This window comes from Pseudomonas sp. MPB03 (assembly GCF_046605385.1).
GTDB lineage: Bacteria > Pseudomonadota > Gammaproteobacteria > Pseudomonadales > Pseudomonadaceae > Aquipseudomonas > Aquipseudomonas zanjanensis.
The window spans coordinates 619,620-644,678 of sequence record NZ_CP176770.1 but is presented as its reverse complement, the minus strand read 5'-3'; the positions used below and the strand labels follow the sequence as shown (position 1 = coordinate 644,678).

Here is a 25,059-nt window from a genome sequence, read left to right as displayed (position 1 = left end):
CTCAGCCTTTGTACGAATCGCAGAAAGCTTGTGCTTCAGCGACGTCGAGGGTGCCTTCATAGATCGCACGGCCGGTGATTGCGCCGATGATGCCCGGCGCCTTGGCGTCGAGCAGCGACTTGATGTCACCCAGGTTATGGATACCGCCGGAAGCGATCACCGGGATCTTGGTGGCAGCGGCCAGCGCCGCAGTGAACGGCACGTTGCAGCCCTGCATCATGCCGTCTTTGGCGATGTCGGTATAAACGATCGAGGACACGCCGTCGGCTTCGAACTGCTTGGCCAGATCGATGACCTGCACGGTGCTGATTTCAGCCCAGCCATCGGTGGCAACGAAACCGTCCTTGGCATCCAGGCCAACGATGATTTTGCCAGGGAACGCGCGACAGGCTTCGGCGACGAAAGCCGGGTCTTTCACGGCCTTGGTGCCGATGATCACGTAGCTCACGCCAGCCTTGACGTAGTGCTCGATGGTTTCCAGCGAGCGAATGCCGCCGCCGATCTGGATCGGCAGGTTCGGATAGCGCTTGGCGATGGCCGTGACCACTTCGCCATTGACCGGCTGCCCTTCGAAGGCGCCGTTGAGGTCGACCAGATGCAGGCGACGGCAGCCGCCTTCCACCCACTTGGCGGCCATGCTCACCGGGTCATCGGAAAACACCGTGGAGTCTTCCATGCGGCCCTGGCGCAGACGTACGCAAGCGCCGTCCTTGAGATCGATAGCGGGGATAATCAGCATCTGGCAAACCCTTAAATACGAGTATTCAGCTTGGCTCGGGAATCAGTTTTTCTCGAGCGCCCACAAGTCGCTTTCAATGCTTTCGAACCTTTCTTTAAGGTGCGCCTGCACATCGAAAATCGCCCTGTTGTAATAGTGCGGAGCAATTTCGCGGGTAAACAGGTCAAGAATTTCCGCCGCCTCGAACGAGCCCAGGTCCAGCTCGAAACGTTTCTCCATGAACCGCTGGATCTTGCGGTTCGCTTCACTCTCCTGCTCGGGCGTGAGGGTGAGGATCGGCGGTTTCTTGCGGGCCATTACCAGCGCCCATCCCACGCCGCGAAGTTCTGCAACAGTTGCAGGCCATGGGTATGGCTCTTCTCCGGGTGGAATTGCACGGCGAAGCGCGAACCGTCGGCCAGGGCCGCGGCGAAATCGACGCCATAGTGACCGCTGCCCACCACCTGCCGCGCATTACCGGCGGCGATGTAGTAGCTGTGCACGAAGTAGAAACGCGCCAGGTCCGGAATGTTGTGCCACAGCGGGTGATCCACCGCCTGCTTCACTTCGTTCCAGCCCATGTGCGGGACCTTCAAGTGCTCGCCGTCTTCATGCAGGCCCTTGCCAAAGAACTTCACCTGGCCTGGGAACAGCGAAATGCAATCGACACCGTCGTTCTCTTCACTGTGATCGAGCAAGGCCTGCATGCCCACGCAGATACCGAGGAACGGACGGTCCTGGCTGACTTCGTGCACCAGCTTGTCGAAGCCCAGGCGACGAATCTCGGCCATGCAATCACGAATCGCCCCGACGCCGGGGAACACCACCCGGTCGGCTTCGCGAATCACGTCGGCATCGCTGGTGATCAGCACCTTGCCGGCGCCCACGTGCTCGAGGGCCTTGGCCACCGAGTGCAGGTTGCCCATGCCGTAGTCGATAACCGCGACCGTCTGCATTACAGGACGCCTTTGGTGGAAGGCATCTGGCCGGCCATGCGGTCGTCGAGCTCCACAGCCATGCGCAGCGCGCGGCCGAACGCCTTGAACACGGTTTCGATCTGGTGGTGGGTGTTGTGCCCGCGCAGGTTGTCGATGTGCAGGGTCACGTTGGCGTGGTTGACGAAGCCCTGGAAGAATTCCTGGAACAGGTCAACGTCGAAGCCGCCGACGGTGGCACGGGTATAGGGCACATGCATTTGCAGGCCAGGGCGGCCGGAGAAGTCGATGACCACGCGCGACAGCGCTTCATCGAGCGGCACGTAGGCATGGCCGTAGCGGCGGATGCCCTTCTTGTCGCCGATGGCCTTGGTAAAGGCCTGGCCCAAGGTGATACCGACGTCTTCCACCGTGTGGTGGTCGTCGATATGCAGGTCGCCCTTGCTGACGATGTCCAGGTCGATCAGCCCGTGACGGGCGATCTGGTCCAGCATGTGCTCAAGAAAAGGCACACCGATATCAAACCGGGCCTTACCGGTGCCATCTAGGTTGATCGAGGCTTTGATCTGGGTTTCCAGAGTGTCGCGCTCGACAGACGCCTTACGTTCGGCCATCACCAGCTCCGCAAAATCATTGGGCGAAAAAGGCAGCCATTATAGGGGCGCGAGCGGCAAACAGAAACAAAAGAGGTGACATCACTGACGGGCTGAAGCCCGGGCTGTCGGTGCTAGACATGTGCGTACAAGTCTGTGCCATCACCCAAAACGACTGTGGGAGCGAGCTTGCTCGCGATAGCGGTGGGTCAGCAGACAATGATGTCGACTGACACGCCCCCATCGCGAGCAAGCTCGCTCCCACAAGGTTGGCCCGTCTCCAATGGATTCGGGCCTATCCATATTGTCGCTTAGCGGAACAACACCGCCGTCTTCTGCAGGGTCACCCACACACCCCACGCCAACGGAATGCCCACCACCAGCCAGGCGGCGATCGCCAGGGGCTTGGTGCCCGGTGCGGCTTTCCATTCCAGCGAAGTGGTACTGTCGGCGCCCTTGTCATGGCCCAGCGCCTGTTCGGCGGCCAGTTCGGCGTCGGTCATGAAGTACTTGTCGGCGACCGGACGGACCATCAGGTTGCACAGGAAGCCCAGCACCAGCAGGCCGGCAAGGATATACAAGGTGATGTCATAGGCCGCGGCACGTTCAACGCCGATGCTCAGCTGATATTCACGCAGGTAGTTCACCAGTACCGGACCCAGCACGCCTGCGGCAGCCCAGGCAGTCAGGAGACGACCATGGATTGCGCCAACCATTTGCGTACCGAACAGGTCCGCCAGGTAGGCTGGCACGGTGGCGAAACCGCCGCCGTACATCGACAGGATGATGCAGAACGCCGCCACGAACAGCGCGACGCTGCCCAGATGACCGAGGTTCGGGATCAGCGCGTACAGGGCAAAGCCCAGGGCGAAAAACACGAAATAGGTGTTTTTACGACCCAGGTAATCCGAGAACGAGGCCCAGAAGAACCGACCGCCGATGTTGAACAAGCTCAACAGACCGGTGAAGCCAGCCGCGATGGCGGCGATCTGGCCCAGTTGCACAGCGTCCAACTGACCGAACGGCAGGTCATTGCCCAGCAGCTTGCCGCCGAACACTTCCTGCAACAATGGCGAAGCCATGCCGAGGATGCCGATACCGGCGGATACGTTCAGGCACAGCACCAGCCATACCAGACGGAACTGCGGGGTTTTCCAGGCGACATTCACGTGAACGTGGCGATGGGTGATCATCGCGTTCGCGGCTTTCTTCGGTGCCGGGGTCCAGCCTTCAGGCTTCCAGCCAGTCGGCGGCACGCGGTACGACAAGGCGCCACCGATCATGAACACGAAGTAGATCGCGGCCATGACCAGGAAGCTCTGCCAGACGCCCACGCCCGTCGGCGAAGCGAAATGATTCATCAGCGCCGCAGCCAGCGGAGCACCGACCATCGCACCACCGCCGAAGCCCATGATCGCCATGCCGGTCGCCATGCCGCGCTTGTCCGGGAACCACTTGATCAGTGTCGACACTGGCGAGATGTAGCCCAGGCCCAGGCCGATACCGCCGATCACCCCGGAACCGACCCACATCAGCCAGATCTGATGGGTATAGATACCCAGCGCGGAAATCAGCAGGCCACCGCACCAGCACAAGGCCGATACAACGCCGGCCTTGCGTGGCCCGGCGTGTTCCAGCCAGCCGCCCCAGATCGCTGCCGAGCAGCCCAGGAAGATGAAGAACAGGGTGTAGATCCAGCCGAGCATCGAGATCGGCCAGTCACATTGGGACGAAAAGACTTGCGAGATGAAGCTCATATCCGGCGCACAGGCCACAGGCTTGGTAATTCCCAAGGCTTTGGACAGTGGCAACCAGAACACCGAGAAGCCATAGGCCATGCCTATGCACAGGTGAATGGCCAGTGCGGCCGGTGGAACCAGCCACCGGTTGAAACCCGGCTTGGCGATGATGCGTTCCTTGGAGAGGAACGCTGGCTGGTCGGCGACGCCGCCCGCCGTGATGCTCGTGCTCATTGTGTATCCCCCAGTTATTGGAATGGTTCGTCAGCCACGCATCACCCTCAGCCTTCATTGCACGCAGGCATGGCTGTATTTTCTGGTGAAGCTCCATAGTGTGCGACATCACGTCGCAGAAGGACGGACGAACGGGCAAAGGTTACCATTTGCTCGTGGCAGAAAAACCAAAGTGATATCACCTTTTTCGTGCCATCTGTCTTATCGCACGCTTGCCCGCTTTCTGTAGGGGACTAACGATTTATTTTTTCCGGGGCTGAAACCAGCCCCGTCCCCATGGGTCTTTGTTCGGCAGGCCTGCCGGAAGAACGATCACTCAACGCGCCACAACTCGGGGCGTTATACTCGCGGCTAAATTTTGAACTCAACCTACAAGGATTCGCCCATGAAAGCGTTCGGCAAAATCCTGGGTCTGGTACTTCTCGGGCTGTTGCTGATCATTGTGGCCCTGGGCTTTGCCCTGACCCACCTGTTCGATCCCAACGACTACAAAGAAGAGATCCGCCAGATAGCCCGCGACAAGGCCCACATCGAGTTGACCCTCAATGGCGATATCGGCTGGAGCCTGTTTCCATGGCTGGGCCTGGAGTTGCACGACGCCAGCGTCGCGACCTTGGCCAATCCAACCCAACCTTTCGCCGACCTGCAGATGCTCGGCCTTTCGGTCCGGGTGATCCCGCTGCTGCGCCGGGAAGTGCAGATGAGCGATGTGCGCGTCGAAGGCCTGAACCTGCGGCTCAATCGTGACAAGAACGGTCACGGAAACTGGGAAGACATCGGTAAAGCGCCGGCCTCCGCGACGACGGCGAACACCCCGGCACCGACGCCGGCCGAACAGCCAGCCCCGCCTGCCAGTACCCCGGCAGAAAAACCTGCCCAGCCGACCCGCCTGGACATCGACAGCCTGACCGTGAACAACGCCCGGGTCGAATACACCGACGAGCAGACCGGCAAGCTGTTCACCGCCGAAAGCATCCAACTGAGCACCGGCCCGGTCCACGACTCCACCAATATTCCGGTGACCCTGACTGCATTCCTGTCCAGCAACCAGCCGGCCGTGCGCGTACGCACCGAAGTGACCGGCGAACTGCGCTTCGAGCGCGCCTTGCAGCGCTACAAGTTCGAAGACCTGAAACTGTCCGGCGAGGCCACCGGCGACCCGTTGCAGGGCAAGACCCTGAACTTCGCCGCCCAAGGCCAACTGTTCCTGGACAAGGCGGCCAATGTTGCCGAATGGACCGGTATCAAGCTGTCGCTCAACCAACTGCGCGCCCTCGGTGAGCTGAAGGTCAACGACCTCGACAAGAGCCCGCAATTGAATGGTGGAATATCGATCGCCCAGTTCGACCTGGCGAAATTCGTCGACAGCGTCGGCCAGACACTCCCGGCCATGGCCGAAGGCAGCCTGAGCAAGGTCGAATTGGCCAGCCGCATTGCCGGCACGCCAAGCAGCGTCGAATTCAACGACATCAACCTGAAGGTCGACGACAGCCACTTCAGCGGCCGTATCGCCGTGGCAGACTTTGCCAAGCAGGCCCTGCGCGTGCAGCTCAAGGCCGACACCTTCAACGTCGACCGCTACCTGCCGCCAAAATCCGCCGAAGCCGACAGTTCCAAGGCGGCCCGTGAGGCTGAAGTCAGCAACACCGAAGCCAGCGCCATGGCCGGTGCCGGCAGCACACCGTTGCCGAGCGCTCCGACCCAGGGTGCCTGGAGTAACGATCGGCTGTTTCCGGTGGAGCGCCTGGGCAAGCTGGACCTCGATGCCGACCTGACCTTCGGGCAACTGACCCTCGATAAACTGCCGATCCAGAACGCCGCGCTCAAGGCCACCGGCCTGGGCGGCCTGCTGACCCTGGAGAACCTGCGGGGTGATCTGTACAGCGGCAACTTCGAAACCAAGGGCACCCTGGATGTGCGCCAGCCTACGCCACAGTTGAGCCTGCAGACTCGCATCAACCGGGTCCCCGCCGAGAAGATCATCGAAAGCCAGGGCAAGAATCCGCCGGTCAAAGGCCTGGTCACGCTCAACAGCGCGATCACCGCCACCGGCAATAGCCAGAAGGCCCTGATCGACAGCCTCAACGGCAACGCCGGGTTCGTCATCAACGATGGCATGCTGCTCAATGCCAATCTCGAACAGCAATTGTGCAAAGGCATCGCTACCCTCAATCGCAAGTCCCTCAGTGGCGAGCCCCGGGGCAAGGACACGCCGTTCCAGCAACTCAACGGCAATCTCACCTTCAACAATGGCGTTGCCCACAACCCGGACCTGAAAGTCCGTATTCCCGGCATGACCGTCAACGGCAACGGCGATATCGACCTGCGAGTGCTGGGCATGGACTACCGCGTCGGCGTCATCGTCGAAGGCGACAAGAGCGACATGCCCGACCCGGCCTGCCAGGTCAACGAGCGCTACGTCGATGTCGAATGGCCGTTGCGCTGCCGCGGTCCCCTGGAACTGGGCGCGAAGGCCTGCCGCCTGGACAACGACGGGCTGGGCAAGGTCGCGGCGAAGCTGGCCGGCGATCGGCTCGGCGACAAGATCGATGAGAAGCTCGGCGACAAGGTCAGCCCCGAACTGAAAGATGCGCTCAAGGGGCTGTTCAAGCGATGAGAGCCGAGCAGTTTTCCACCGCGGTACTGGATTGGTTCGACCGCCACGGGCGTCACGATTTGCCCTGGCAACAAGCCATCTCGCCCTATCGGGTGTGGGTCTCGGAAATCATGTTGCAACAGACCCAGGTCAGTACCGTGCTCAATTACTTTGACCGGTTCATGGCCTCGCTGCCCACCGTTCAAGCCTTGGCCGCCGCGCCGGAGGACGAAGTGCTGCACCTGTGGACCGGGCTGGGTTACTACACCCGTGCGCGCAACTTGCAGAAGACCGCGAAAATCGTCGTCGAGCAGTACGGCGGCGAATTCCCCCGGGACGTGGAAAAACTCACCGAGCTGCCGGGCATCGGCCTGTCCACCGCCGGCGCCATCGCCAGCATCAGCATGGGCCTGCGGGCGCCGATCCTCGATGGCAACGTCAAGCGGGTGCTGGCGCGCTTCACCGCCCAAGAGGGCTATCCGGGCGAACCCAAAGTGGCGAAACAGCTCTGGGCCACCGCCGAGCGTTTCACGCCACAGGACCGCGTCAACGCCTACACCCAGGCGATGATGGACCTGGGCGCCACGCTCTGCACCCGCAGCAAGCCCAGTTGCCTGCTCTGCCCGCTGAAGCAAGGCTGCGAGGCCCATATGCTGGGCCTGGAAACCCGCTATCCGATCCCCAAGCCGCGCAAGGAGGTGCCGAAAAAGCGCACCTTGATGCCCATGCTGGCCAACCACGAGGGCGCGATCCTGCTTTACCGTCGCCCTTCCACCGGGCTGTGGGGCGGGCTGTGGAGCCTGCCGGAACTCGACGACCTCGACGACCTGCAGCACCTGGCCCTGCAACACTCGCTGGAATTGGGCAGCCAACACGAAATGCCAGGCCTGGTGCACACCTTCAGCCACTTCCAGCTGGCGATCGAACCCTGGCTGGTCCGGGTCCGGGAAACCGGCCATCACGTGGCCGAGGCCGACTGGCTCTGGTATAACCTCGCCACCCCGCCGCGCCTGGGCCTTGCAGCCCCGGTCAAAACCTTGCTCGAACGCGCGGCCGCCGTAATGAACGCAGGAGAGTTGCAATGACCCGCACCATCATGTGCCGCAAGTACAAAGAAGAACTGCCCGCCCTGGAACGTGCTCCATTCCCGGGCGCCAAGGGCCAGGATATTTTTGACCACGTCTCGGCCAAGGCCTGGGCCGACTGGCAGAAACACCAGACCCTGCTGATCAATGAAAAACGCCTGAACATGATGAACGCCGAAGATCGCAAATACCTTCAGGGCGAGATGGACAAGTACTTTTCCGGCGAAGAATACGCCAAGGCCGAAGGCTACGTACCGCCGTCCGAATAAGCTGTTCAGCGCGGGGGCGAATCGTAAGCGACGGTAATAGTTAAATATTTTTTGAAAACTTGCTTGACGCCCCCCTGAAAAACCCGTTTAATGCGCCCCGTTGCCCAGATAGCTCAGTCGGTAGAGCAGGGGATTGAAAATCCCCGTGTCGGCGGTTCGATTCCGTCTCTGGGCACCAAATACCGAAAACCCCGATCAAGCAATTGATCGGGGTTTTTTATTGCCCGCGTTTCCTTGTGCCACCCGCCAGTCTTTTTTGGGCAGCCCTGATGGACCAGCCAGCATAAGTGTTGCTGCTCGTTTCTGTCTTTGATCGCCGCATCGTGAGCGATTAACCTCTTCCCTCACGCCGATCCTGATGGGCTCTACCATTCCGGAATCGAGTTTGCGTCAAACGCAGTGAAAATTTGCGTCACACGCAGAATCTGCGTAATACTGCCCCCAACAACTAACCCTCGTGACCGGTGTGGCCTGACCATCTGGTTGGAGGGGGAAAAAGCCGGCGCAAGCCGGTTTTTTCGTTTCTGGAGCATGAGATATGCAGGGATCGCCCGAGCTCGAACCTCTGCGCACCCGTATCTACATCGATGGCTACAACTTCTACTACGGTTGCCTGAGGGGAACCGCATATAAATGGCTCGATTTATTGCCACTGTTTGAAAAACACGTCCTGCCATCTGTGCTGATCAAGGACAATGACAACCTCGTCAGACAACCATCACTGCTTGCCGCCCCCTCGATAAAATTCTTCACAGCCAAAATCATCGAATCCGTGGCACGAGCACAGGACTCAGTTTCGTCTCAAGCTCGCTATCACACGGCCTTGCGCAAGCTGTACGGCGAACGCATCGACTTGGTGGAAGGCTACTATGCGGTCAATAGGATGAAGGTGAAAGTTGTCGATTCTCGCCATCCGGATCGCGCCCCTCGTGAATGCGAAGAAATCCAGGCCTGGAAAATCGAGGAAAAGCAGAGCGATGTGAACCTGTCTCTGCACGCGTATCACGACGCGATTACCGGGGCGATTGATCATGCTGTGTTTGTCACAAACGACACCGATATCGCCCCGGCCCTCCAGATGATTCGTACACACACGACTGTCAGGGTGGGTGTCGTTATTCCCACGACCAACCACGAACGAATTCCTAATACCGAGCTAGCCGACACGGCTCATTGGGTGCGTACTCATATCACTCACGCGGAGCTCGCTGCCTGTCAGCTACCTCGAGTAATCCCCGGACGAAAGGCGACGGTAAAACCAGAGTCCTGGTATGCACGTCCCGATTTATTACAACAGGTCCTTGAATTGGTTATTCCCATTCGAGGGAATCGAGGTAAGGCGTTCAAATGGATGGAACAACCTAACATCCACCTGAATGGCTATCGTCCTATCGAGTTGGTAGAAACCGAGGCAGGAACCCAGCAGATATTGAGTTATATCCATGGCTGGATGGCTCATCAAGCCAAACTCCAGGACAGCATGTAGGCGCCAGCGGCATCAGAAGGACATTTGCCAAAGTGCCTGTTGCCGACGATTCCTTTCTCCGCCACACAGACTCAGCTACATTCGTCCGCTCCCCTCCAGCAAGCGAGTCGACATGGACATCACCGGCATTCCCTTCGGCACCACCGATTGGTCAACCATCGAACCCACCGAGCACAAGGGCATCACCGGAACCGCTTACTGGCGCACGCGGCAATTCGGGCATATTCGGGTACGGATGGTGGAATATACAGCCGGTTACCTGGCCGACCATTGGTGCACCAAGGGCCATATCCTGTTTTGCCTCAAGGGCGAGCTCAATACTGAACTTGAAGACGGTCGGCAATTTTTGCTCAAGGCCGGCATGAGCTACCAGGTCGCCGACCAGGCCGAACCTCATCGATCCTCCACTTCATCGGGGGCTACGCTCTTCATCGTGGATTGAGATTCGAAGCGTCCGCGTTGAAGCTGTAGGATAGGTGGCCTTATTTTCCAGCAAGGAACCGACCCATGGCATCGGTCAACAAACAGCAGAAACGAAACCAGCGCGCCAAGGTGAAAGCCAAGCAGAACCGGGTTAAGCGCGCCACTGCGCCGAATGACTTCCTCGACCCGAACGATGAGCGCATCGATCTGGAAACCGTGGACCTATCGGACCTGTTCCAACTGATGGGTGCCGCCGAAAAGATCAGCCAACAGGCCATGTGCACGGCCTTCCTGGGCCATCCACTGCTGGAGTTGGTGCTGGAGCAGGAAGGTGAGGAAGAAGCCACTGACTTCATCATTACCGCCCTGATCGAATATCGCCGCCTGACCACGGGTGTCGATGAGCAGACGGCGCTGGACTGGGTGGAGAGCAAGCAATTCCAGGCTGATTATGTCGCCGCATCCCAGGCTCTGGCGCAAGGTAAGGTCTGAGCAGCGAAGGGACTCGCGCTTGACTACAGGCTGTAGGGATAGCTCCTACGCACCAAGGCCAACGGACATAGGACGGCGTCATCCCCGTCCTGCATAAATCAGTTATTTTTCCCTCCAAGCAATCAGCCCCGTCCGGCATCATCGAGACGTCGCCTGGAGCATCCTTGCGGTCCGCCCCCCCTCAATGGCTGGACACTGCGATGACGCCACTGCTGCCCCAGGATGACCCACAGCTTGCCCCCTTGATCAACGAACTCGGCGAGCTGATTCGTCAGGCTCGCCAGAAGGTCCTGCGAGCCATCGATACGCTCCAGGTACAAACCTGCTGGCAGATCGGCCGGCACATCATCGAGTTCGAGCAGGGCGGCGCCGAGCGGGCGGCTTACGGCGCAAGGTTGCTACCGTCGCTGGCGAAGGTGCTGACGTCGCGGTTTGGGAAGGGATTTGATGCTTCAAATTTGCGCTACATGCGCCTCTTTTATCAGGCGTTTCCAATCTGTGACGCACTGCGTCACGAATTGAGCTGGACTCACTATCGAACGCTGCTACGCATAGAAGATGCGAATGCACGTCGGTGGTACATGAACGAAGCCGTCACTCAAAACTGGTCCACCCGCGCGTTGGAACGCCAGATCGGCACGCTCTATTACGAACGTCTCCTGGCAAGTCGCGACCGACCTGCGGTAGAGCAGGAAGCGGCCATCAATCTTGAGAAACTGGATTTCGGTCCCAGGGACATCGTCAGGGATCCGGTGGTCCTTGAGTTCCTTGGGCTACCCAATACCGGCATGCTGCTGGAAACCGATCTCGAACAGGCCTTGATCGACCAGCTACAAGGCTTCCTTCTGGAACTGGGAAAAGGCTTCGCCTTCGTCGCACGCCAACAGCGCATCAGCACCGAAAGCACAGACTTCTACATCGACCTGGTCTTCTACAACTACCTGCTCAAGTGCTTTGTGATCGTCGATCTCAAGCGCGGCGAGCTCAGCCACCAGGACATCGGCCAGATGGATATGTATGTGCGTCTCTACGATGACCTCAAGCGCGGCCCCGACGACAAACCTACCGTGGGCATCATTCTCTGCGCTCAAAAGGATGAGTCGGTGGTGCGTTATTCCGTGTTGCAGGGCAATGAACAGCTATTCGCCAGCCAGTATCAATTGGTGCTCCCCACCGAAGAAGAGCTGCGCAACGCGCTGGATCGCGAACAGGCACGCCTTGAGGAAGGGGCAATCGGGCGCAGCGACTTCAAGGAATAAAAAGCCGATACCCAATGGTCGCGCACTCAAAAAACCCATGTAAGCTTGATGCGCTTTTTTTCCAGCAACGCGCCACTCAATGAGCTCCATCCCGCATGTCACCGGCCTCTTCCCCCCCTTCCCTGATCCAGACATTGCGGACCGAAACCGCGGAACTGCACGTCGCCCTGGAAAAACGCCTGCCGTTTTTCTCGCCAGATTTGGACCTGGACCTATACCGGCGCTTGATGGCGGCCTACTACGGTTTTTATCAGCCCCTGGAGCAGCGGCTTCACAGGCTGGCGCTGATTCCAACCGGGCTGGACCAATCCTTGCGCATCAAACTCCCGGTATTGCGGGCCGATCTCGCGGCTCTGGGCCTGGATGACGCCGCTATCGAGGCACTACCCACCTGCCAGGCACTGCCACGAATAGACTCCCGAGCCGCCGCCCTCGGCGTTTCCTATGTGTTGGAAGGCGCAACCCTCGGCGGCCAGATCCTGCGGCGCAGGGTGGCCGAGCAGCTCGGTCTTGATGCGTCCAGTGGCGCGGCCTTTCTCAATGTGTATGGCGAACTCACCGGCCGACGCTGGAAGGATTTCCTCCAATACCTGGACGACAGGAACCTTGGCGAGGCCCGGACGCTCGAAGTCACACGCGCCGCCAAGGCGACGTTCACTCATTTTGAACACTGGCTGGACAGCCAAAAGGTACTGTTATGACCCCGGAAAACCAGGAAGCCTTCGAAGAACTGCTGGCCAATTGCGCAGACGAACCGATTCGCTTCCCCGGGGCCATTCAGCCTCATGGTGTGTTGTTGATGCTGTCCGAGCCCGATTTCGTGATCCGTCAGGTCAGCGCCAACGTGTTGCAGTTGATGGCGCACGATCCCCACAGGCTGTTGGGCCAGACCCTCGACGCACTGTTGGGGCTGGAACAGGCCGAGGCGATCCTCGTCGCCTGTCGCGCCGCCCCGGATAGCGACAACGTGCCCGTGGCCATTGTCGTGAACCAGCAGCGCTTTGATGCCCTGGTGCATCGCCATCAGGGGGCCCTGATCGTCGAACTGGAACAGCACCTGAGCGACTATCGCCCCGAAGGCGTCAGCGGCGAGGCCAACCTGGGCCGCATGCTGCAACGCCTGCAAAGTGCAAAAACCCTCCAGGCCCTGTACGAAATCAGCGTGCGGGAAATCCAGGCCATGACCGGTTACGACCGGGTGCTGATCTATCGCTTCGAGGAAGAAGGCCACGGCCAGGTGATCGCCGAGGCCAGCGCACCTTCAATGGAACTCTACAAAGGGCTGTTTTTCCCAGCGTCGGATATTCCCGAACAGGCCCGTGAGCTGTATCGCACCAACTGGCTGCGTATCATTCCCAACGCCGACTACGCACCGGTACCGCTGGTCCCGGAGCTGCGGCCCGATACCCTGGCGCCCCTGGACCTGAGCTTTGCCACATTGCGCAGCGTCTCGCCGATCCACCGTCAGTACATGAAAAACATGGGCGTGCTGTCGTCCATGAGCATCTCGTTGATGGAAGGCGAGCGCTTGTGGGGGCTGATCAGTTGCGGCAATCGCCAGCCATTGCTGGTGCCCCATGAAATGCGCATGGCCTGCCAGACTATCGGCCAGGTGCTGTCGCTGCAGATCAGCGCCATGCAGGCCCTGGAACTCACCCGGCAACGGGACGCCAAGTTGGAAGACCTCAAGGTCCTCGCCACTGCCATGGCCGAGTCCAGCGACAATGTCTTCGATGGCTTGTCCCACGAGCCGCAACGCCTCATGGACCTGACAGGGGCCAGCGGTGTGGCGATTTTCGAGAACAACAAGCTGCATCGCCACGGCCAATGCCCAGAACCTGAGCAAATCCGCGAGCTGCACAAATGGATTCTGGAAACCGGCCAACCGGTGTTCGCCCACCACAACCTGGGCAGCGTCTTCGCACCTGCCAAGGCTTATCAGGATGTGGCGAGCGGCGTGTTGGCGATCCACCTGCCCAAACCGGTGGAAAACGGCGTGCTGTGGTTCCGTCCCGAAGTGAAGCAAACCCTCCAATGGAGCGGCGACCCGCAAAAACCCCTGGCCGTGGAAAACAGCGAGACCGGCCTGCGCCTGCGGCCCCGGACATCTTTCGAGATCTGGAAAGTCGAAATGGCCGGCATCAGCACCCAATGGACCCATGGCGATCTGTTCGCCGCCAACGACCTGCGGCGCTCGGCCCTGGAAAACGACCTGGCCCGCCAGGTGCAAAAGGAACGCCAGGCCGTGCAAGCCCGCGATGAGCTGGTGGCCGTGGTGTCCCATGACCTGCGCAGCCCGATGACGGTCATTTCCATGCTCTGCGGCATGATGCAAAAGGCCTTCAGCTCCGACGGCTCCCACAGTTCCAAACGAATCTCTTCCGCCATCGATACCATGCAGCAGGCCACCAGCCGCATGAACGCGCTGCTGGAAGACCTGCTCGACACCTCGCGCATCGATGCCGGGCGCTACACCATCAATCCCCAGCCGATGAATGTCAGCCAGATCTTCGAAGACGCCTGTTCGCTGCTGACACCGCTGGCCACCGCCAAGGCCATCGACATTTCCTTCCATGCCGAACCCAACCTGCGGATCAACGCCGACCCCGAGCGGCTGTTCCAGGTACTGTCCAACTTGATCGGCAATGCCATCAAGTTCACGCCGCAACAGGGCTCGGTGGGGATCAGTGCGATGTCCGTCGGTAACGAGATCGTGTTCAGTGTCCGCGACACCGGTGAAGGCATTGCGCCAGAGCAATTGCCTCATGTTTTCGAGCGCTACTGGACGACCAAGGAAGGCAACCCGAACGGCACCGGGCTGGGGCTGTACATTTCCAAGGGGATTGTCCAGGCCCATGGCGGTAAACTGCACGCCGAAAGCCGGCCAGGCCAGGGCAGCGAATTCCGCTTTACCGTGCCGAAAATCGACTGAGCCGGGCACCGTCCCCTAACGAATTGGAAACCGAAGCCCAATGGCCTCATTGAACAAACAGCAAAAACGCGCCAAGCGCGCCAAAGACAAAGCCAAGCAAATCCGCATGACCGGGCGCAAATCGATCCCGATGTATGGCGACCCGGCCCACGCCACCGCCCAGCCTCCGGTCTACGTGCTGGAATTGTTCGCCAAGTTGCGCGACGCCGAGGCCGTCAGCCGCAGTGAAATGCTTGATACGCTGCTGGCAAATGTTAGCGAAATGATCATCGAACGCCCGGGTCTGCTCGACCTGAAAAACGCCGAAAACGAAAGCATGGCGGCGACCAACCTGGCCGCCGACATGTTGGTGGACTACCGCATGTGGGTCGATGAGATGGACCGCGAGACCGCCCAGCGCTGGCTTAGCACACCGGAGTTCATCAAGGACTTCAGCGAGGCGCTGGACCGCTATCGCCAAGTCCTGGAAAAAGAATCCGCCGCCGAATAAGCCGGCCGGCTATTCGTCACTGTTCCAATGGAACACCAGTTTGCGCGCGGCCCCGCTGCCTACCTCAGCCGTGTCGCGCCGCGCTTCACCATTGCGCGTCGCCACCACGTTGTACTTGCCCGGTGGCAGTTGCACATAAACCATCGGCCCTGTATCGCTGAGGGTCAGCACTATTTCTCCCGATACCTTTTGCACGGTCACGTCCACGTCCGGGACGTATTTGTTTTCCGGGCCGATCGCAAAGGTCATGTGCAAGTTGTAACCCTGGGCCTGCTCGATGGCCCGGGCTTCGTCCTCGCCGATGCCGCCGGACAGGTAAGTGATGCCGTTCTGCTGCATGGGTTGGACTTGGACGCCTGTGTTGTCTACAGGAGCGAGGTTGGTGGCGTTGAGCATGACGGGAAAAAGCAGCGCGCCTAGCACGACGAGGCAAAATAGCGACTTCATGACAACAACTCCTGATATGGGACGCCTCTTCGTTTGATCGATTTATGAACACCGACGTTCAGACCGATTGGAAGTTGAGGCGAATGCCAATCGGAATAGGCACGCTCATCCGGTTAACCCTTCCAACCCCCGCCCAAAGCTGGCACCATCGCGCCTTTTTTTACGCGACTCCCCGGGGCTTTCACCGGTAAACAAGGTTAAAACGGCCGTTCGGTTGTTGATGGCGCGACAGTCTGCTGTGCCGATGCGACAACCTGCCGCACATCACCGGTTTACCGCCCGTCGCGCTGTTGGCGGCCATTCGGACGCATGCTAGCTTGGCCGCCTCGCCAAGGAAGGCTGCCAACAGCAAGGGAGCACATACCATGAGGACCGCACATGGCCCAGGCCACGCCCGCGCTTGAAATCCGCAATTTGCACAAACGCTACGGACAGCTGGAGGTGCTCAAAGGCGTCTCGCTGACCGCCCGCGACGGCGATGTGATCTCGATCCTCGGATCCTCCGGGTCCGGCAAGTCCACATTCCTGCGCTGCATTAACTTGCTGGAAAACCCCAACCAGGGCCAGATCCTGGTGGCTGGCGAAGAGCTCAAGCTAAAGGCCGCGAAAAACGGTGAACTGGTGGCCGCCGATGGCAAACAGATCAATCGCCTGCGCAGCGAGATCGGTTTTGTCTTCCAGAACTTCAACCTTTGGCCGCACATGAGCGTGCTCGATAACATCATCGAAGCCCCGCGCCGGGTGCTTGGCCAGAGCAAGGCCGAAGCCGTCGAAGTGGCCGAAGCGCTGCTGGCCAAGGTCGGTATCGCCGACAAACGCCACGCCTACCCGGCCGAGCTGTCCGGCGGCCAGCAGCAACGCGCCGCCATCGCCCGCACCCTGGCGATGCAGCCCAAGGTGATTCTGTTCGACGAACCCACCTCCGCCCTTGACCCGGAAATGGTCCAGGAAGTACTTAGTGTGATCCGCGCCCTGGCCGAAGAAGGACGCACCATGCTGCTGGTCACCCATGAAATGGGCTTCGCCCGTCAGGTTTCCAGCGAAATCGTGTTTCTTCATCAAGGCCTGGTCGAGGAGCAAGGATCGCCACAGCAGGTCTTCGAGAACCCGCTTTCGGCGCGCTGCAAACAATTCATGTCCAGCAACCGCTAACGGAGCAGTACACATGCAGACCTACAAGAAATTCCTCCTGGCCGCAGCGGCCAGCCTGGTCTTTTCGGCCAGCGCCATGGCGGCCGAAAAGCTGAAGATGGGCATCGAAGCGGCCTATCCGCCGTTCAACAACAAGGACGCCAGCGGCCAGGTCGTGGGGTTCGATAAAGACATCGGCGACGCCCTCTGCGCCAAGATGAAAGTCGAGTGCGAAGTGGTCACTTCCGACTGGGACGGAATCATCCCGGCCCTGAACGCCAAGAAGTTCGACTTCCTGGTCTCGTCGCTGTCGATCACTGAAGAACGCAAGCAGGCCGTGGACTTCACCGACCCGTATTACTCCAACAAACTGCAATTCATCGCGCCAAAAAATGTCGACTTCAAAACCGATAAAGCCTCACTCAACGGCAAGGTCATCGGGGCACAACGCTCCACCCTCGCCGGCACCTGGCTGGAAGATGAAATGGGCAGCGACATCACCACCAAGCTTTACGACACCCAGGATAACGCCTACCTGGACCTGACCTCCGGCCGCGTCGACGCGATCCTGGCGGACAAATACGTGAACTACGACTGGCTGAAAACCGATGCTGGCCGTGCTTACGAATTCAAGGGCGACCCGGTGGTGGAAAGCGACAAGATCGGTATCGCCGTGCGCAAGGGTGATCCGCTGCGCGACAAGCTGAACGCTGCCCTGAAAGAAATCGTGGCCGACGGCACCTATAAAAAGATCAACGACAAGTACTTCCCGTTCAATATCTATTGATATTGACGTGCCTGGCCGGCGCAGCTCTCTGGCAGCGCCGGCCCTTAGCAAAGCCTGCCGCGATATGAATTCCTACCCATGATGATCGATCTCTACGGATTCGGCCCGGCGCTTGCCGCCGGCGCGCTGATGACCGTCAAGTTGGCGCTCACGGCCCTCTGCCTGGGGCTGGTACTCGGCCTGCTCGGCGCCCTGGCCAAGACCTCGCCGCACAAGCCGCTGCAATGGCTGGGCGGCACCTATTCGACACTGGTTCGCGGCATCCCGGAATTACTCTGGGTACTGCTGATCTATTTCGGCACCGTCAACCTGATGCGTGCCCTGGGTGAGTATTTCGGCAACCCCGACCTCGCCCTCGATGCCTTCGCCGCCGGGGTCATTGCCCTGGGCCTGTGCTTTGGCGCCTACGCCACCGAAGTGTTTCGCGGCGCGATCCTGGCGATCCCCAAGGGCCACCGCGAGGCCGGCGTCGCCCTCGGCCTGTCGAAGTGGCGGATCTTCACCCGGTTGATCATGCCGCAAATGTGGCGCATCGCCCTGCCTGGCCTGGGCAACCTGTTCATGATCCTGATGAAGGACACCGCGCTGGTCTCGGTGATCGGCCTGGAAGAAATCATGCGCCATGCGCAAATCGGCGTGACCGTATCCAAGCAACCGTTCACCTTCTATATGGTCGCCGCCTTCATGTACCTGGGCCTGACGGTGCTCGCCATGATCGGCATGCACCTGCTGGAACGACGCGCCGCCCGTGGATTTACCAGGAGCACCCAATGAACTGGGACATCATCATCAAGTGGCTGCCGAAGCTGGCCCAAGGCGCCACACTGACCCTGGAACTGGTGGCCATCGCCGTGATCGCCGGACTGCTGCTGGCGATTCCACTGGGCATCGCCCGCTCTTCGCGCCTGTGGCAGGTGCGGGCATTGCCCTACGCCTACATCTTCTTTTTCCGTGGCACGCCGCTGTTGGTCCAGCTGTTCCTGGTCTACTACGGCCTGGCGCAATTCGATGCCGTGCGCAGCAGTGCGCTGTGGCCGTACCTGCGGGATCCGTTCTGGTGCGCCACGGCCACCATGACCCTGCACACGGCCGCCTACATCGCCGAGATCCTGCGCGGCGCGATCCAGGCCATCCCCCGTGGCGAGATCGAAGCCGCCCGGGCCCTGGGCATGTCGCGGCCCAAGGCGCTGTTCTACATCATGCTGCCCCGCGCCGCGCGCATAGGCCTGCCGGCCTACAGCAACGAAGTGATCCTGATGCTCAAGGCCAGCGCCCTGGCGAGCACCGTGACCCTGCTGGAACTCACCGGCATGGCCCGCACCATCATTGCCCGGACCTATATGCCGGTGGAGATCTTCTTCGCGGCGGGCATGTTCTACCTGCTGATGTCCTTCGTCCTGGTTCAAGGTTTCAAGCAACTGGAACGCTGGTTGCGTGTCGATGCCTGCCAAGGACGCTGACAGCGGCGGTCTAACGGGCGAGGCACTGCTCGCCCGCTTCACGGCGTTGGATGTTTTTCTCACAGCGCACCAGGCGCTGTGGAAACCACGTCCATTCACCTATCTGCATCTGCCTTGGGAAACATCCCACCCGGAATTGGCCCAATGGCTACGCCAGCGTTCGCTGAAAGCGGCGGAAAACGATCATCACCAGCCATGGTTGATGGAAGACGCGCCAGCGCCATTCCCGGAACTGGCCGCTACCTCTCGCGCGTTGAGTGCTGTCGCAGCATTACCCGCCAACACGCTCGAAGCGCCAAGCCATCGCCTGAACGTCGACGTGCCCGGGCGCAAATGGCAGCAAATCGAAGCCTTCGCCAGCCGCCTGCGCTTCACCACCCCGCCGACCCACTGGCTCGATTGGTGCGCCGGCAAAGGCCACCTCGGTCGGCGCCTGCTGCACGATGAGCAGCAACTGACCTGCCTGGAGTACGATCCTACGCTGGTCGCCAGCGGCCACTTGTTGAGCCAGCGCCATCACCTGCCGGCCACGCACCTGCAACAAGATGTGCTCGCAGCGGACGCGGCCCACGCACTGCATCCGGGACACACCCCCGTGGCCTTGCACGCCTGCGGCGACCTGCATGTGCGCCTGATGCACCTGGCCAGCGCCGCTGGCTGTGCACAACTGGCTATCGCGCCATGCTGTTACAACCGCATCAGCAGCGAGCGCTATCAAGCGCTGTCCGACGCAGCCAAAGTCGCTGCCCTACAGCTATCACTCGACGATCTCGGCCTGCCGCAAACCGAAACCGTCACCGCTGGCGCGCGTGTAAGAAGACAGCGGGACCAATCCATGGCCTGGCGCCTGGGTTTCGACCTCCTGCAACGGCAGATCAGAGGGTGCGACGACTACCTGCCCACCCCGTCGTTGCCCAGCGCCTGGCTGGAAAAATCCTTCGCCCAGTACTGCACCGATCTGGCGGCCCTGAAAGACTTATCCACAGTCGGCACGCCTGATTGGGTCGCTCTGGAAGCAGCAGGTCACCAGCGCCTGGCCGAGGTGCGCAACCTGGAGTTGCTGCGAGGCCTTTTCCGACGGCCACTGGAGCTTTGGCTGGTGCTGGACCGAGCACTTTTCCTCACGCAAAAGGGCTACGACGTTCGCCTTGGCACCTTCTGTGAAACACCCCTGACGCCGCGCAATCTGCTGTTGCTGGCAGAGCGTTACTGAGACGAAACAGCCTGTGGATAACTCTGTTGATGAAATAAACTCGAATCCAAGAAATCCGTGATTTCCTGACCGAATCAGCATTGGTCATTTTTTGTTCATATGGATAAAAAACCATGAAAACAGGCATTTGCGACGAAACGCGAAAGCGGTCACAAAATCGCAAGGTACCCCGCGTGTCATCCAGCCTGTTGTGCATAAGCGTCTAAGCAAAACGACATAACCGCCGAATTCAGTGCTGCCCCGCGCCAATAATTGCGTCCACCGCGCCCGTGCTATACAACAGCCCCACGTATCGTGATTGACACCATGCCGACACACTCAAGGACAGGCCGTGACGTTCATTTCCTACGCACAAAACTTCGAAGACATACGCCTGTGGCGCGCCCTTCAATCGGTGGAAAACGGCTTTTACCTCGACGTCGGCGCCAACCATCCGACAGATGATTCGGTCACCCGCGCGTTTTACGACCGCGGCTGGCGCGGCATCAACATCGAACCGGTGCCAGCCTACTACGACGCGCTCTGCCAACAACGCCCGTACGACATCAACCTGCAATGCGTGGCCGGCGAAAACGCCGACAGCCTGACTTTCTACACCATCGCCGACACAGGCTTATCCACAGTAGAAACCAGCGTCGCCCAACAACACCGCGACGCCGGCATGGACGTGCGCACCCAGACAGTCCAATCCCGCACCCTGGCCTCCATCTGCGAGCAATACGCCCAGGACCGCCCCATCCACTTCCTGAAAATCGACGTCGAAGGCCATGAAGAAACCGTGCTGCGCGGCATGGACTTCAGCCGCTGGCGCCCTTGGATCATCCTCATCGAAACCCCATGGGCCCGCGACCAGACCTGGGAAAACCTGGTAACCGACGCTGGCTACCAATCCATCCTGTTTGACGGCATCAACACCTACTACCTCGCCGAAGAGCACCTGGCCCTCAAACCCGCCTTCGACATCCCCCCGTGCAACCTCGACGGCTTCCAGCTCTGCAAAGGCCACAAACTCAGCCACCCCGTCGACGATGCAAACCCACAGCTCAGCGCCGCACTGCAACGCGCCGAGCAGGCCGAAGCCCAACTCCACGCCATGCAAAACAGCCGTGCGTGGCGAGCCTTGCAGAAAGTACGCGCCCTGCTGCGCCGCGCTTGAGCATGGGTCGTGCAAAAATAGTCAGAATTCAGGGGTTTACAGAACGCACCCAATCGCTATAATCGTCGCCCACACGCCGGTATAGCTCAGTTGGTAGAGCAACTGACTTGTAATCAGTAGGTCCCGGGTTCGACTCCTGGTGCCGGCACCATACAAGGTTCCAGAGAAGGCTTTCAAAATCTCTGGAACCCCCGAAAAACCCGCCTTCTGGCGGGTTTTTTCGTTTTGGCGTTCCATCGGTTTCCGTCAGAAACTGGTGGATTCCAACCGTTTTAAGGGTAGAGTTTGGGATACAGGTCACTTCGATAAAAGGGAGTACCCTTATGTCGCGCACCACAGCTCCGCTCTCCGACGCAGCTTGCCGCCTGGCAAAACCTACAGACCGCGCCTACAAGCTTTTCGACGGCGATGGCCTCTACCTCCTAGTCCAACCCAATGGCCGCAAAGGCTGGCGGCTCCGTTACGTCAAACCCGACGGACGGGAAGGACTGACCTCGTTCGGCAACTACCCCGTCATTGGCCTCGCCGATGCGCGCCGCAAGCGCTTGGAGGTCAAGCGAATGCTGTCGGATGGCATTGATCCCATAGAGACCAAGCACCAAGCCAAGGCGGAAGCCGTGATCAAAGGCAGAACCTTTGAAAGCGTTGCGCTGGACTGGCACACGGAAATGTCGGCCAAGTGGGCGCCGGGCCACTCCAAGACTGTGATGAGCCGCCTCAAAACCCACGTATTCCCGCTGATCGGCGCCCGCGCCATTGTCGACCTCGACACCCATGACCTCATGCAGCCCTTGGAAGCGATCAAGAAGCGCGGAACGATAGACGTTGCTTTAAGGGTACAAAATTACCTGCAGAGCATCATGCGCGAGGCAAAACGCCTCCGGCTTATCACCATAAACCCTGCTTACGACCTCGAAGGCTCGATCAAGGCCCCGCGTGTGGTCCATCGCCCGGCTCTACCCTTATCGCGACTGCCGGAACTGCAGGAGCGGATCGACACCTATAAAGGCCGGGCACTTACCCGTCTGACGGTGATGCTGTCGCTGCATGTGTTTGTACGTTCCAGCGAACTGCGTTTCGCACGCTGGAGCGAGTTCGACCTCAAGCGCGGTACATGGGAGATACCCGACACTCGACCCGCGCTGGAGGGAGTACCCTTTTCCACAAGGGGTACGAAGATGGCAGGGGATATCCATTTAGTACCCTTATCGCCGCAAGCAGTGGCACTACTCGAAAAAATCCATGCACTCACGGGTAAATTCGCATTGGTCTTCGCAGGTGATGCCAAACCCTGGAAACCCATGTCCGAAAATACCGTGAACAACGCGCTACGAACGATGGGATACGACACCAAAATCGATATCTGCGGGCATGGGTTTCGTTCGATGGCCTGTAGCGCACTGATCGAGTCAGGACTGTGGTCCGAGACCGCCATTGAAAGGCAGATGAGCCACAAGGAACGCAACAACGTCCGCGCCGCTTACATCCACAAGGCCGAGTTTATTGAGGAGCGCAGGCTGATCATGAACTGGTGGAGCCGGTACCTGGAGGCCAATGGGCAGGAGCATGTCACTCCACACGAATTCGCGAACCAGACCGGACCGAACGTCACTCGCCTAAAAGCAAAACGTGGCGCAACTGAGTAAGCGCTCGGTCTTCATATCTCAGCGATCCGCTTGTCCACGCGGGTCCATCCAAGCAGGGCTGCAAAGCCGCCCTGTTTGGATGGACCTCACTTAAAAAATCTAAAGCCCACCCAACTGTCTGTGGAAAACCACGGATTTCCACCGGTGGATAATTTCATCCACAGCCGCAGAACTCCCGAAAATTGGAGTCTTGACCCGAATTATCCACAGGCGTAGAAAAGATCGGGCAAAGCGCTGTCGTTGACAGCAACCCAGGTAGCCAGAACCTTTAAGGCTACGCCACACCGTGGTGGTTCCCCCAAAGTGCGATTAGCGTCCGGCGGCTCGCACGGTCACAGCGATGTGATGGATGCCTACTTTTATCAGTGTGCCCACTGCGGCAACTCATACCCCTTCATCGCTGCCCTGCAGCAACCTATCCGCTTGGCCATTTCATTGCGCCAACCTGCGCCCGTCTCTTTCTCCCGGAAAGAGACGGGCGCTCCTACCGCTGCTGCAGCCCAACTCGTACAAGGCTTTGCGGCATTCCCCCTCGTGACAATCGGCGTGACAAACACCGAAGTCACCCGCAACAGCGATGCAGATGATGGTGCCGCAGCCCACGAAATGGACTGCACCTGACTGACAGTCAGGGATGCCCCGGTCATCGCCTCACTGCCTTCACCTGACTCAGGATCCCACGGCGCTGGTCTCGTCAGCCAATGCAACCTCCGCCCGCCCACCGGTAACGGTGTTCAGGAGGCCAGATCATGAGATGCCCAAGCTCCCGGTCGTAAAGAGCCGTCAGTCCCGCGTTAGTGGACAACCCTCACAGGTCGCAGGGGCCTTGATCCCTGATAACACTCAACATTCTTGGCGGGATGACGTGGGGAAAGTTTTAAAAGTTTTGGCTTCGAGAGGAGTTTGATCATGGCATTGGTCGGTAGACGGGACGGACGCAATTTTGGCTATGGTCGGCAGTTGAGCTATGCCGGGCCGCAAGCGCTGAAAGACATGTTCGGCGGCGGGCACTATGGGACCGTTAAAGCGCACAGTGATCGCTGGCAGGCGTTTGTTCGGTGGTGTCGGTCGGAGGATGGGCCCGGGTTTAACGATGCGCGACAAATTGATCGGCAGACCTTGCTGAACTACGCGATACATCTGCGTCACCAAGTTGAACAGGGCGACCTCGCCATCGCCACCGCGCAAAACCGGTTGTCCAGTGTGAACCGGACCCTGGCGGCGATTCGCGGTGATCAATATGTGAAGGTGGCGAGTCCGAGTAAGACTTTGGGGATGCAGCGCACTACTGTCCGTACAACAGCCCCACAAGGTCAAGATCGTGAACAAATAATGCAGATCGTCGACGCGCTTTGCGAGCGGTACCCACGTGCCGCTGCAATAGCTCACTTGGCACGAGCCACCGGAATGCGCTTGCGCGAGGCCATTTTGGCCGACCTTCCGCGCCTAAAACGAGAAGCTGAACAATTTGGCAAGATCAACATCCAGAATGGCACCAAAGGTGGCCGCTCTGGTGCATTGGCACCCCGTTGGATCAGGGTAGATGATCATATTCGCGATGCGCTGAGGTATGCGGAACAGGTCTCTCCCGACGGTAGCCGCAACCTGGTTGCGTCAAATGAAAGCTACCTCGATTTCCAAAAGGGAATCATCCGCCCCGCACGAGAGATCCTCCATACGCACAACCTCAAAGGATTCCACGAACTGCGTGCGGCTTATGCGTGCGAACGCTATGAGCAAATCACCCATCATCTTGCGCCCGCCAACGGAGGCCGTTGCCACCAAGTCGACCGACATCTCGATCAAGAAGCCCGAGTACAGATCAGCTATGAGTTGGGGCACAGGCGTATCGACGTGGTAGCGGCATATATTGGGGGGACGCATGTGTAAACCATTTAGCATGGAACTCTTCATATCCGGGATCGTCCATGGCTCCTCGACAACTCGAGCAAGACACTTTCATCAGGC

The 25,059-nt window shown here is 59.6% G+C and carries 24 protein-coding genes and 2 tRNA genes; 20 read left to right on the top strand and 6 right to left on the bottom strand.

Annotation, left to right across the window (positions count from 1 at the left end; genetic code table 11):
- Position 1: 1 nt before the first annotated feature.
- From hisA to ACLH0I_RS02735, 5 genes are all read right to left on the bottom strand, one after another.
- Entirely contained in the window at positions 2–739 is a 738-nt protein-coding gene (gene hisA / locus ACLH0I_RS02755) for a 1-(5-phosphoribosyl)-5-[(5-phosphoribosylamino)methylideneamino]imidazole-4-carboxamide isomerase (RefSeq protein WP_014336098.1), read from the bottom strand.
- A gap of 42 nt (positions 740–781) precedes the next feature.
- Positions 782–1,036: a DUF2164 domain-containing protein gene (locus ACLH0I_RS02750; RefSeq protein WP_411386235.1), complete on the bottom strand. Its 255-nt coding sequence runs from the start codon at positions 1,034–1,036 to the stop codon at positions 782–784.
- Positions 1,036–1,674, bottom strand: coding sequence for an imidazole glycerol phosphate synthase subunit HisH (hisH, locus tag ACLH0I_RS02745; protein ID WP_411386234.1), 639 nt, complete (start codon positions 1,672–1,674; stop codon positions 1,036–1,038). The genes ACLH0I_RS02750 and hisH overlap by 1 nt, the downstream gene beginning before the upstream one ends.
- The gene (gene hisB / locus ACLH0I_RS02740) at positions 1,674–2,267 is read right to left on the bottom strand and encodes an imidazoleglycerol-phosphate dehydratase HisB (protein ID WP_003186751.1); all 594 of its coding nucleotides are present in this window, start codon (positions 2,265–2,267) and stop codon (positions 1,674–1,676) included. Before hisB ends, hisH begins: the two co-directional genes overlap by 1 nt.
- 290 nt (positions 2,268–2,557) lie before the next feature.
- Positions 2,558–4,219, bottom strand: coding sequence for an OFA family MFS transporter (locus ACLH0I_RS02735; protein ID WP_411386233.1), 1,662 nt, complete (start codon positions 4,217–4,219; stop codon positions 2,558–2,560).
- Positions 4,220–4,604: 385 nt separating this feature from the next.
- On the opposite strand from ACLH0I_RS02735, the gene ACLH0I_RS02730 reads away from it, so the two are divergent.
- The 11 genes from ACLH0I_RS02730 to ACLH0I_RS02680 all read left to right on the top strand — a co-directional run bounded on the left by ACLH0I_RS02730 (position 4,605) and on the right by ACLH0I_RS02680 (position 15,251).
- Positions 4,605–6,836, top strand: coding sequence for an AsmA family protein (locus ACLH0I_RS02730; RefSeq protein WP_411386232.1), 2,232 nt, complete (start codon positions 4,605–4,607; stop codon positions 6,834–6,836).
- Positions 6,833–7,900, top strand: coding sequence for an A/G-specific adenine glycosylase (gene mutY, locus ACLH0I_RS02725; protein ID WP_053117495.1), 1,068 nt, complete (start codon positions 6,833–6,835; stop codon positions 7,898–7,900). The genes ACLH0I_RS02730 and mutY overlap by 4 nt, the downstream gene beginning before the upstream one ends.
- Complete coding sequence (locus ACLH0I_RS02720; RefSeq protein ID WP_175376539.1) at positions 7,897–8,169, top strand: oxidative damage protection protein; 273 nt, start codon at positions 7,897–7,899, stop codon at positions 8,167–8,169. The genes mutY and ACLH0I_RS02720 overlap by 4 nt, the downstream gene beginning before the upstream one ends.
- Positions 8,170–8,271: 102 nt before the next feature.
- A tRNA-Phe gene (locus ACLH0I_RS02715) sits at positions 8,272–8,347 on the top strand.
- Between the two features lie 360 nt (positions 8,348–8,707).
- Positions 8,708–9,655, top strand: coding sequence for an antitoxin Xre/MbcA/ParS toxin-binding domain-containing protein (locus ACLH0I_RS02710; RefSeq protein ID WP_411386231.1), 948 nt, complete (start codon positions 8,708–8,710; stop codon positions 9,653–9,655).
- Positions 9,656–9,767: 112 nt separating this feature from the next.
- Positions 9,768–10,097 (top strand): DHCW motif cupin fold protein, encoded by a 330-nt coding sequence (locus tag ACLH0I_RS02705; protein ID WP_186707254.1) that lies wholly within the window; start codon positions 9,768–9,770, stop codon positions 10,095–10,097.
- 65 nt (positions 10,098–10,162) lie between these two features.
- Positions 10,163–10,570, top strand: coding sequence for a hypothetical protein (locus ACLH0I_RS02700; RefSeq protein WP_250961883.1), 408 nt, complete (start codon positions 10,163–10,165; stop codon positions 10,568–10,570).
- Positions 10,571–10,770: 200 nt separating this feature from the next.
- Positions 10,771–11,829 (top strand): PDDEXK nuclease domain-containing protein, encoded by a 1,059-nt coding sequence (locus ACLH0I_RS02695; RefSeq protein WP_411386230.1) that lies wholly within the window; start codon positions 10,771–10,773, stop codon positions 11,827–11,829.
- A 95-nt stretch (positions 11,830–11,924) separates the two neighbouring features.
- Positions 11,925–12,530, top strand: a complete 606-nt coding sequence (locus tag ACLH0I_RS02690) for a biliverdin-producing heme oxygenase (protein WP_250961881.1) — start codon at positions 11,925–11,927, stop codon at positions 12,528–12,530.
- A complete protein-coding gene (locus ACLH0I_RS02685) occupies positions 12,527–14,761 on the top strand; it encodes an ATP-binding protein (RefSeq protein ID WP_411386229.1) in 2,235 nt (744 codons plus the stop codon). Before ACLH0I_RS02690 ends, ACLH0I_RS02685 begins: the two co-directional genes overlap by 4 nt.
- A 40-nt stretch (positions 14,762–14,801) precedes the next feature.
- On the top strand, positions 14,802–15,251 hold the full coding sequence (locus ACLH0I_RS02680; RefSeq protein WP_186707258.1) for a hypothetical protein: 450 nt from the start codon (positions 14,802–14,804) through the stop codon (positions 15,249–15,251).
- 9 nt (positions 15,252–15,260) lie between these two features.
- On the opposite strand, the gene ACLH0I_RS02675 is transcribed toward ACLH0I_RS02680, so the two are convergent.
- Positions 15,261–15,698: a carboxypeptidase regulatory-like domain-containing protein gene (locus ACLH0I_RS02675; RefSeq protein ID WP_411386228.1), complete on the bottom strand. Its 438-nt coding sequence runs from the start codon at positions 15,696–15,698 to the stop codon at positions 15,261–15,263.
- A 378-nt stretch (positions 15,699–16,076) separates the two neighbouring features.
- Between ACLH0I_RS02675 and ACLH0I_RS02670 the strand changes: the two genes are divergently transcribed.
- The 9 genes from ACLH0I_RS02670 to ACLH0I_RS02630 all read left to right on the top strand — a co-directional run bounded on the left by ACLH0I_RS02670 (position 16,077) and on the right by ACLH0I_RS02630 (position 24,981).
- Positions 16,077–16,850, top strand: a complete 774-nt coding sequence (locus ACLH0I_RS02670) for an ABC transporter ATP-binding protein (protein ID WP_079301527.1) — start codon at positions 16,077–16,079, stop codon at positions 16,848–16,850.
- Positions 16,851–16,863: 13 nt separating this feature from the next.
- On the top strand, positions 16,864–17,616 hold the full coding sequence (locus ACLH0I_RS02665; protein WP_014336085.1) for an ABC transporter substrate-binding protein: 753 nt from the start codon (positions 16,864–16,866) through the stop codon (positions 17,614–17,616).
- A gap of 78 nt (positions 17,617–17,694) precedes the next feature.
- Positions 17,695–18,390 carry an ABC transporter permease gene (locus tag ACLH0I_RS02660; protein ID WP_250961876.1) on the top strand — a complete coding sequence of 232 codons (696 nt, stop codon included), beginning with the start codon at positions 17,695–17,697 and terminating at the stop codon, positions 18,388–18,390.
- A complete protein-coding gene (locus ACLH0I_RS02655) occupies positions 18,387–19,076 on the top strand; it encodes an ABC transporter permease (RefSeq protein WP_250961875.1) in 690 nt (229 codons plus the stop codon). The genes ACLH0I_RS02660 and ACLH0I_RS02655 overlap by 4 nt, the downstream gene beginning before the upstream one ends.
- Positions 19,057–20,289: a methyltransferase gene (locus tag ACLH0I_RS02650; protein WP_411387451.1), complete on the top strand. Its 1,233-nt coding sequence runs from the start codon at positions 19,057–19,059 to the stop codon at positions 20,287–20,289. The genes ACLH0I_RS02655 and ACLH0I_RS02650 overlap by 20 nt, the downstream gene beginning before the upstream one ends.
- A gap of 331 nt (positions 20,290–20,620) precedes the next feature.
- Positions 20,621–21,445, top strand: coding sequence for an FkbM family methyltransferase (locus ACLH0I_RS02645; protein ID WP_411386227.1), 825 nt, complete (start codon positions 20,621–20,623; stop codon positions 21,443–21,445).
- A 75-nt stretch (positions 21,446–21,520) separates the two neighbouring features.
- Positions 21,521–21,596: transfer RNA gene (locus tag ACLH0I_RS02640), tRNA-Thr, on the top strand.
- 172 nt (positions 21,597–21,768) lie between these two features.
- A complete protein-coding gene (locus ACLH0I_RS02635) occupies positions 21,769–23,091 on the top strand; it encodes a tyrosine-type recombinase/integrase (protein ID WP_411386226.1) in 1,323 nt (440 codons plus the stop codon).
- Positions 23,092–24,000: 909 nt separating this feature from the next.
- On the top strand, positions 24,001–24,981 hold the full coding sequence (locus ACLH0I_RS02630) for an integrase domain-containing protein (RefSeq protein ID WP_223524231.1): 981 nt from the start codon (positions 24,001–24,003) through the stop codon (positions 24,979–24,981).
- The last annotated feature ends 78 nt before the right edge of the window (positions 24,982–25,059 follow it).

Excerpts from the sequence above, each read along its gene's own strand:
- ACLH0I_RS02675 (WP_411386228.1), bottom strand. The coding sequence starts at position 15,698 with ATGAAGTCGCTATTTTGCCTCGTCGTGCTAGGCGCGCTGCTTTTTCCC.
- ACLH0I_RS02660 (WP_250961876.1), top strand. The coding sequence starts at position 17,695 with ATGATGATCGATCTCTACGGATTCGGCCCGGCGCTTGCCGCCGGCGCG.
- ACLH0I_RS02665 (WP_014336085.1), top strand. The coding sequence starts at position 16,864 with ATGCAGACCTACAAGAAATTCCTCCTGGCCGCAGCGGCCAGCCTGGTC.
- mutY (WP_053117495.1), top strand. The coding sequence starts at position 6,833 with ATGAGAGCCGAGCAGTTTTCCACCGCGGTACTGGATTGGTTCGACCGC.
- ACLH0I_RS02710 (WP_411386231.1), top strand. The coding sequence starts at position 8,708 with ATGCAGGGATCGCCCGAGCTCGAACCTCTGCGCACCCGTATCTACATC.
- ACLH0I_RS02655 (WP_250961875.1), top strand. The coding sequence starts at position 18,387 with ATGAACTGGGACATCATCATCAAGTGGCTGCCGAAGCTGGCCCAAGGC.
- ACLH0I_RS02635 (WP_411386226.1), top strand. The coding sequence starts at position 21,769 with ATGTCGCGCACCACAGCTCCGCTCTCCGACGCAGCTTGCCGCCTGGCA.
- hisB (WP_003186751.1), bottom strand. The coding sequence starts at position 2,267 with ATGGCCGAACGTAAGGCGTCTGTCGAGCGCGACACTCTGGAAACCCAG.
- ACLH0I_RS02750 (WP_411386235.1), bottom strand. The coding sequence starts at position 1,036 with ATGGCCCGCAAGAAACCGCCGATCCTCACCCTCACGCCCGAGCAGGAG.
- ACLH0I_RS02685 (WP_411386229.1), top strand. The coding sequence starts at position 12,527 with ATGACCCCGGAAAACCAGGAAGCCTTCGAAGAACTGCTGGCCAATTGC.
- ACLH0I_RS02735 (WP_411386233.1), bottom strand. The coding sequence starts at position 4,219 with ATGAGCACGAGCATCACGGCGGGCGGCGTCGCCGACCAGCCAGCGTTC.
- ACLH0I_RS02690 (WP_250961881.1), top strand. The coding sequence starts at position 11,925 with ATGTCACCGGCCTCTTCCCCCCCTTCCCTGATCCAGACATTGCGGACC.
- ACLH0I_RS02650 (WP_411387451.1), top strand. The coding sequence starts at position 19,057 with ATGCCTGCCAAGGACGCTGACAGCGGCGGTCTAACGGGCGAGGCACTG.
- ACLH0I_RS02720 (WP_175376539.1), top strand. The coding sequence starts at position 7,897 with ATGACCCGCACCATCATGTGCCGCAAGTACAAAGAAGAACTGCCCGCC.
- hisA (WP_014336098.1), bottom strand. The coding sequence starts at position 739 with ATGCTGATTATCCCCGCTATCGATCTCAAGGACGGCGCTTGCGTACGT.
- ACLH0I_RS02670 (WP_079301527.1), top strand. The coding sequence starts at position 16,077 with ATGGCCCAGGCCACGCCCGCGCTTGAAATCCGCAATTTGCACAAACGC.
- ACLH0I_RS02695 (WP_411386230.1), top strand. The coding sequence starts at position 10,771 with ATGACGCCACTGCTGCCCCAGGATGACCCACAGCTTGCCCCCTTGATC.
- hisH (WP_411386234.1), bottom strand. The coding sequence starts at position 1,674 with ATGCAGACGGTCGCGGTTATCGACTACGGCATGGGCAACCTGCACTCG.
- ACLH0I_RS02730 (WP_411386232.1), top strand. The coding sequence starts at position 4,605 with ATGAAAGCGTTCGGCAAAATCCTGGGTCTGGTACTTCTCGGGCTGTTG.
- ACLH0I_RS02705 (WP_186707254.1), top strand. The coding sequence starts at position 9,768 with ATGGACATCACCGGCATTCCCTTCGGCACCACCGATTGGTCAACCATC.
- ACLH0I_RS02680 (WP_186707258.1), top strand. The coding sequence starts at position 14,802 with ATGGCCTCATTGAACAAACAGCAAAAACGCGCCAAGCGCGCCAAAGAC.
- ACLH0I_RS02630 (WP_223524231.1), top strand. The coding sequence starts at position 24,001 with ATGGCATTGGTCGGTAGACGGGACGGACGCAATTTTGGCTATGGTCGG.
- ACLH0I_RS02700 (WP_250961883.1), top strand. The coding sequence starts at position 10,163 with ATGGCATCGGTCAACAAACAGCAGAAACGAAACCAGCGCGCCAAGGTG.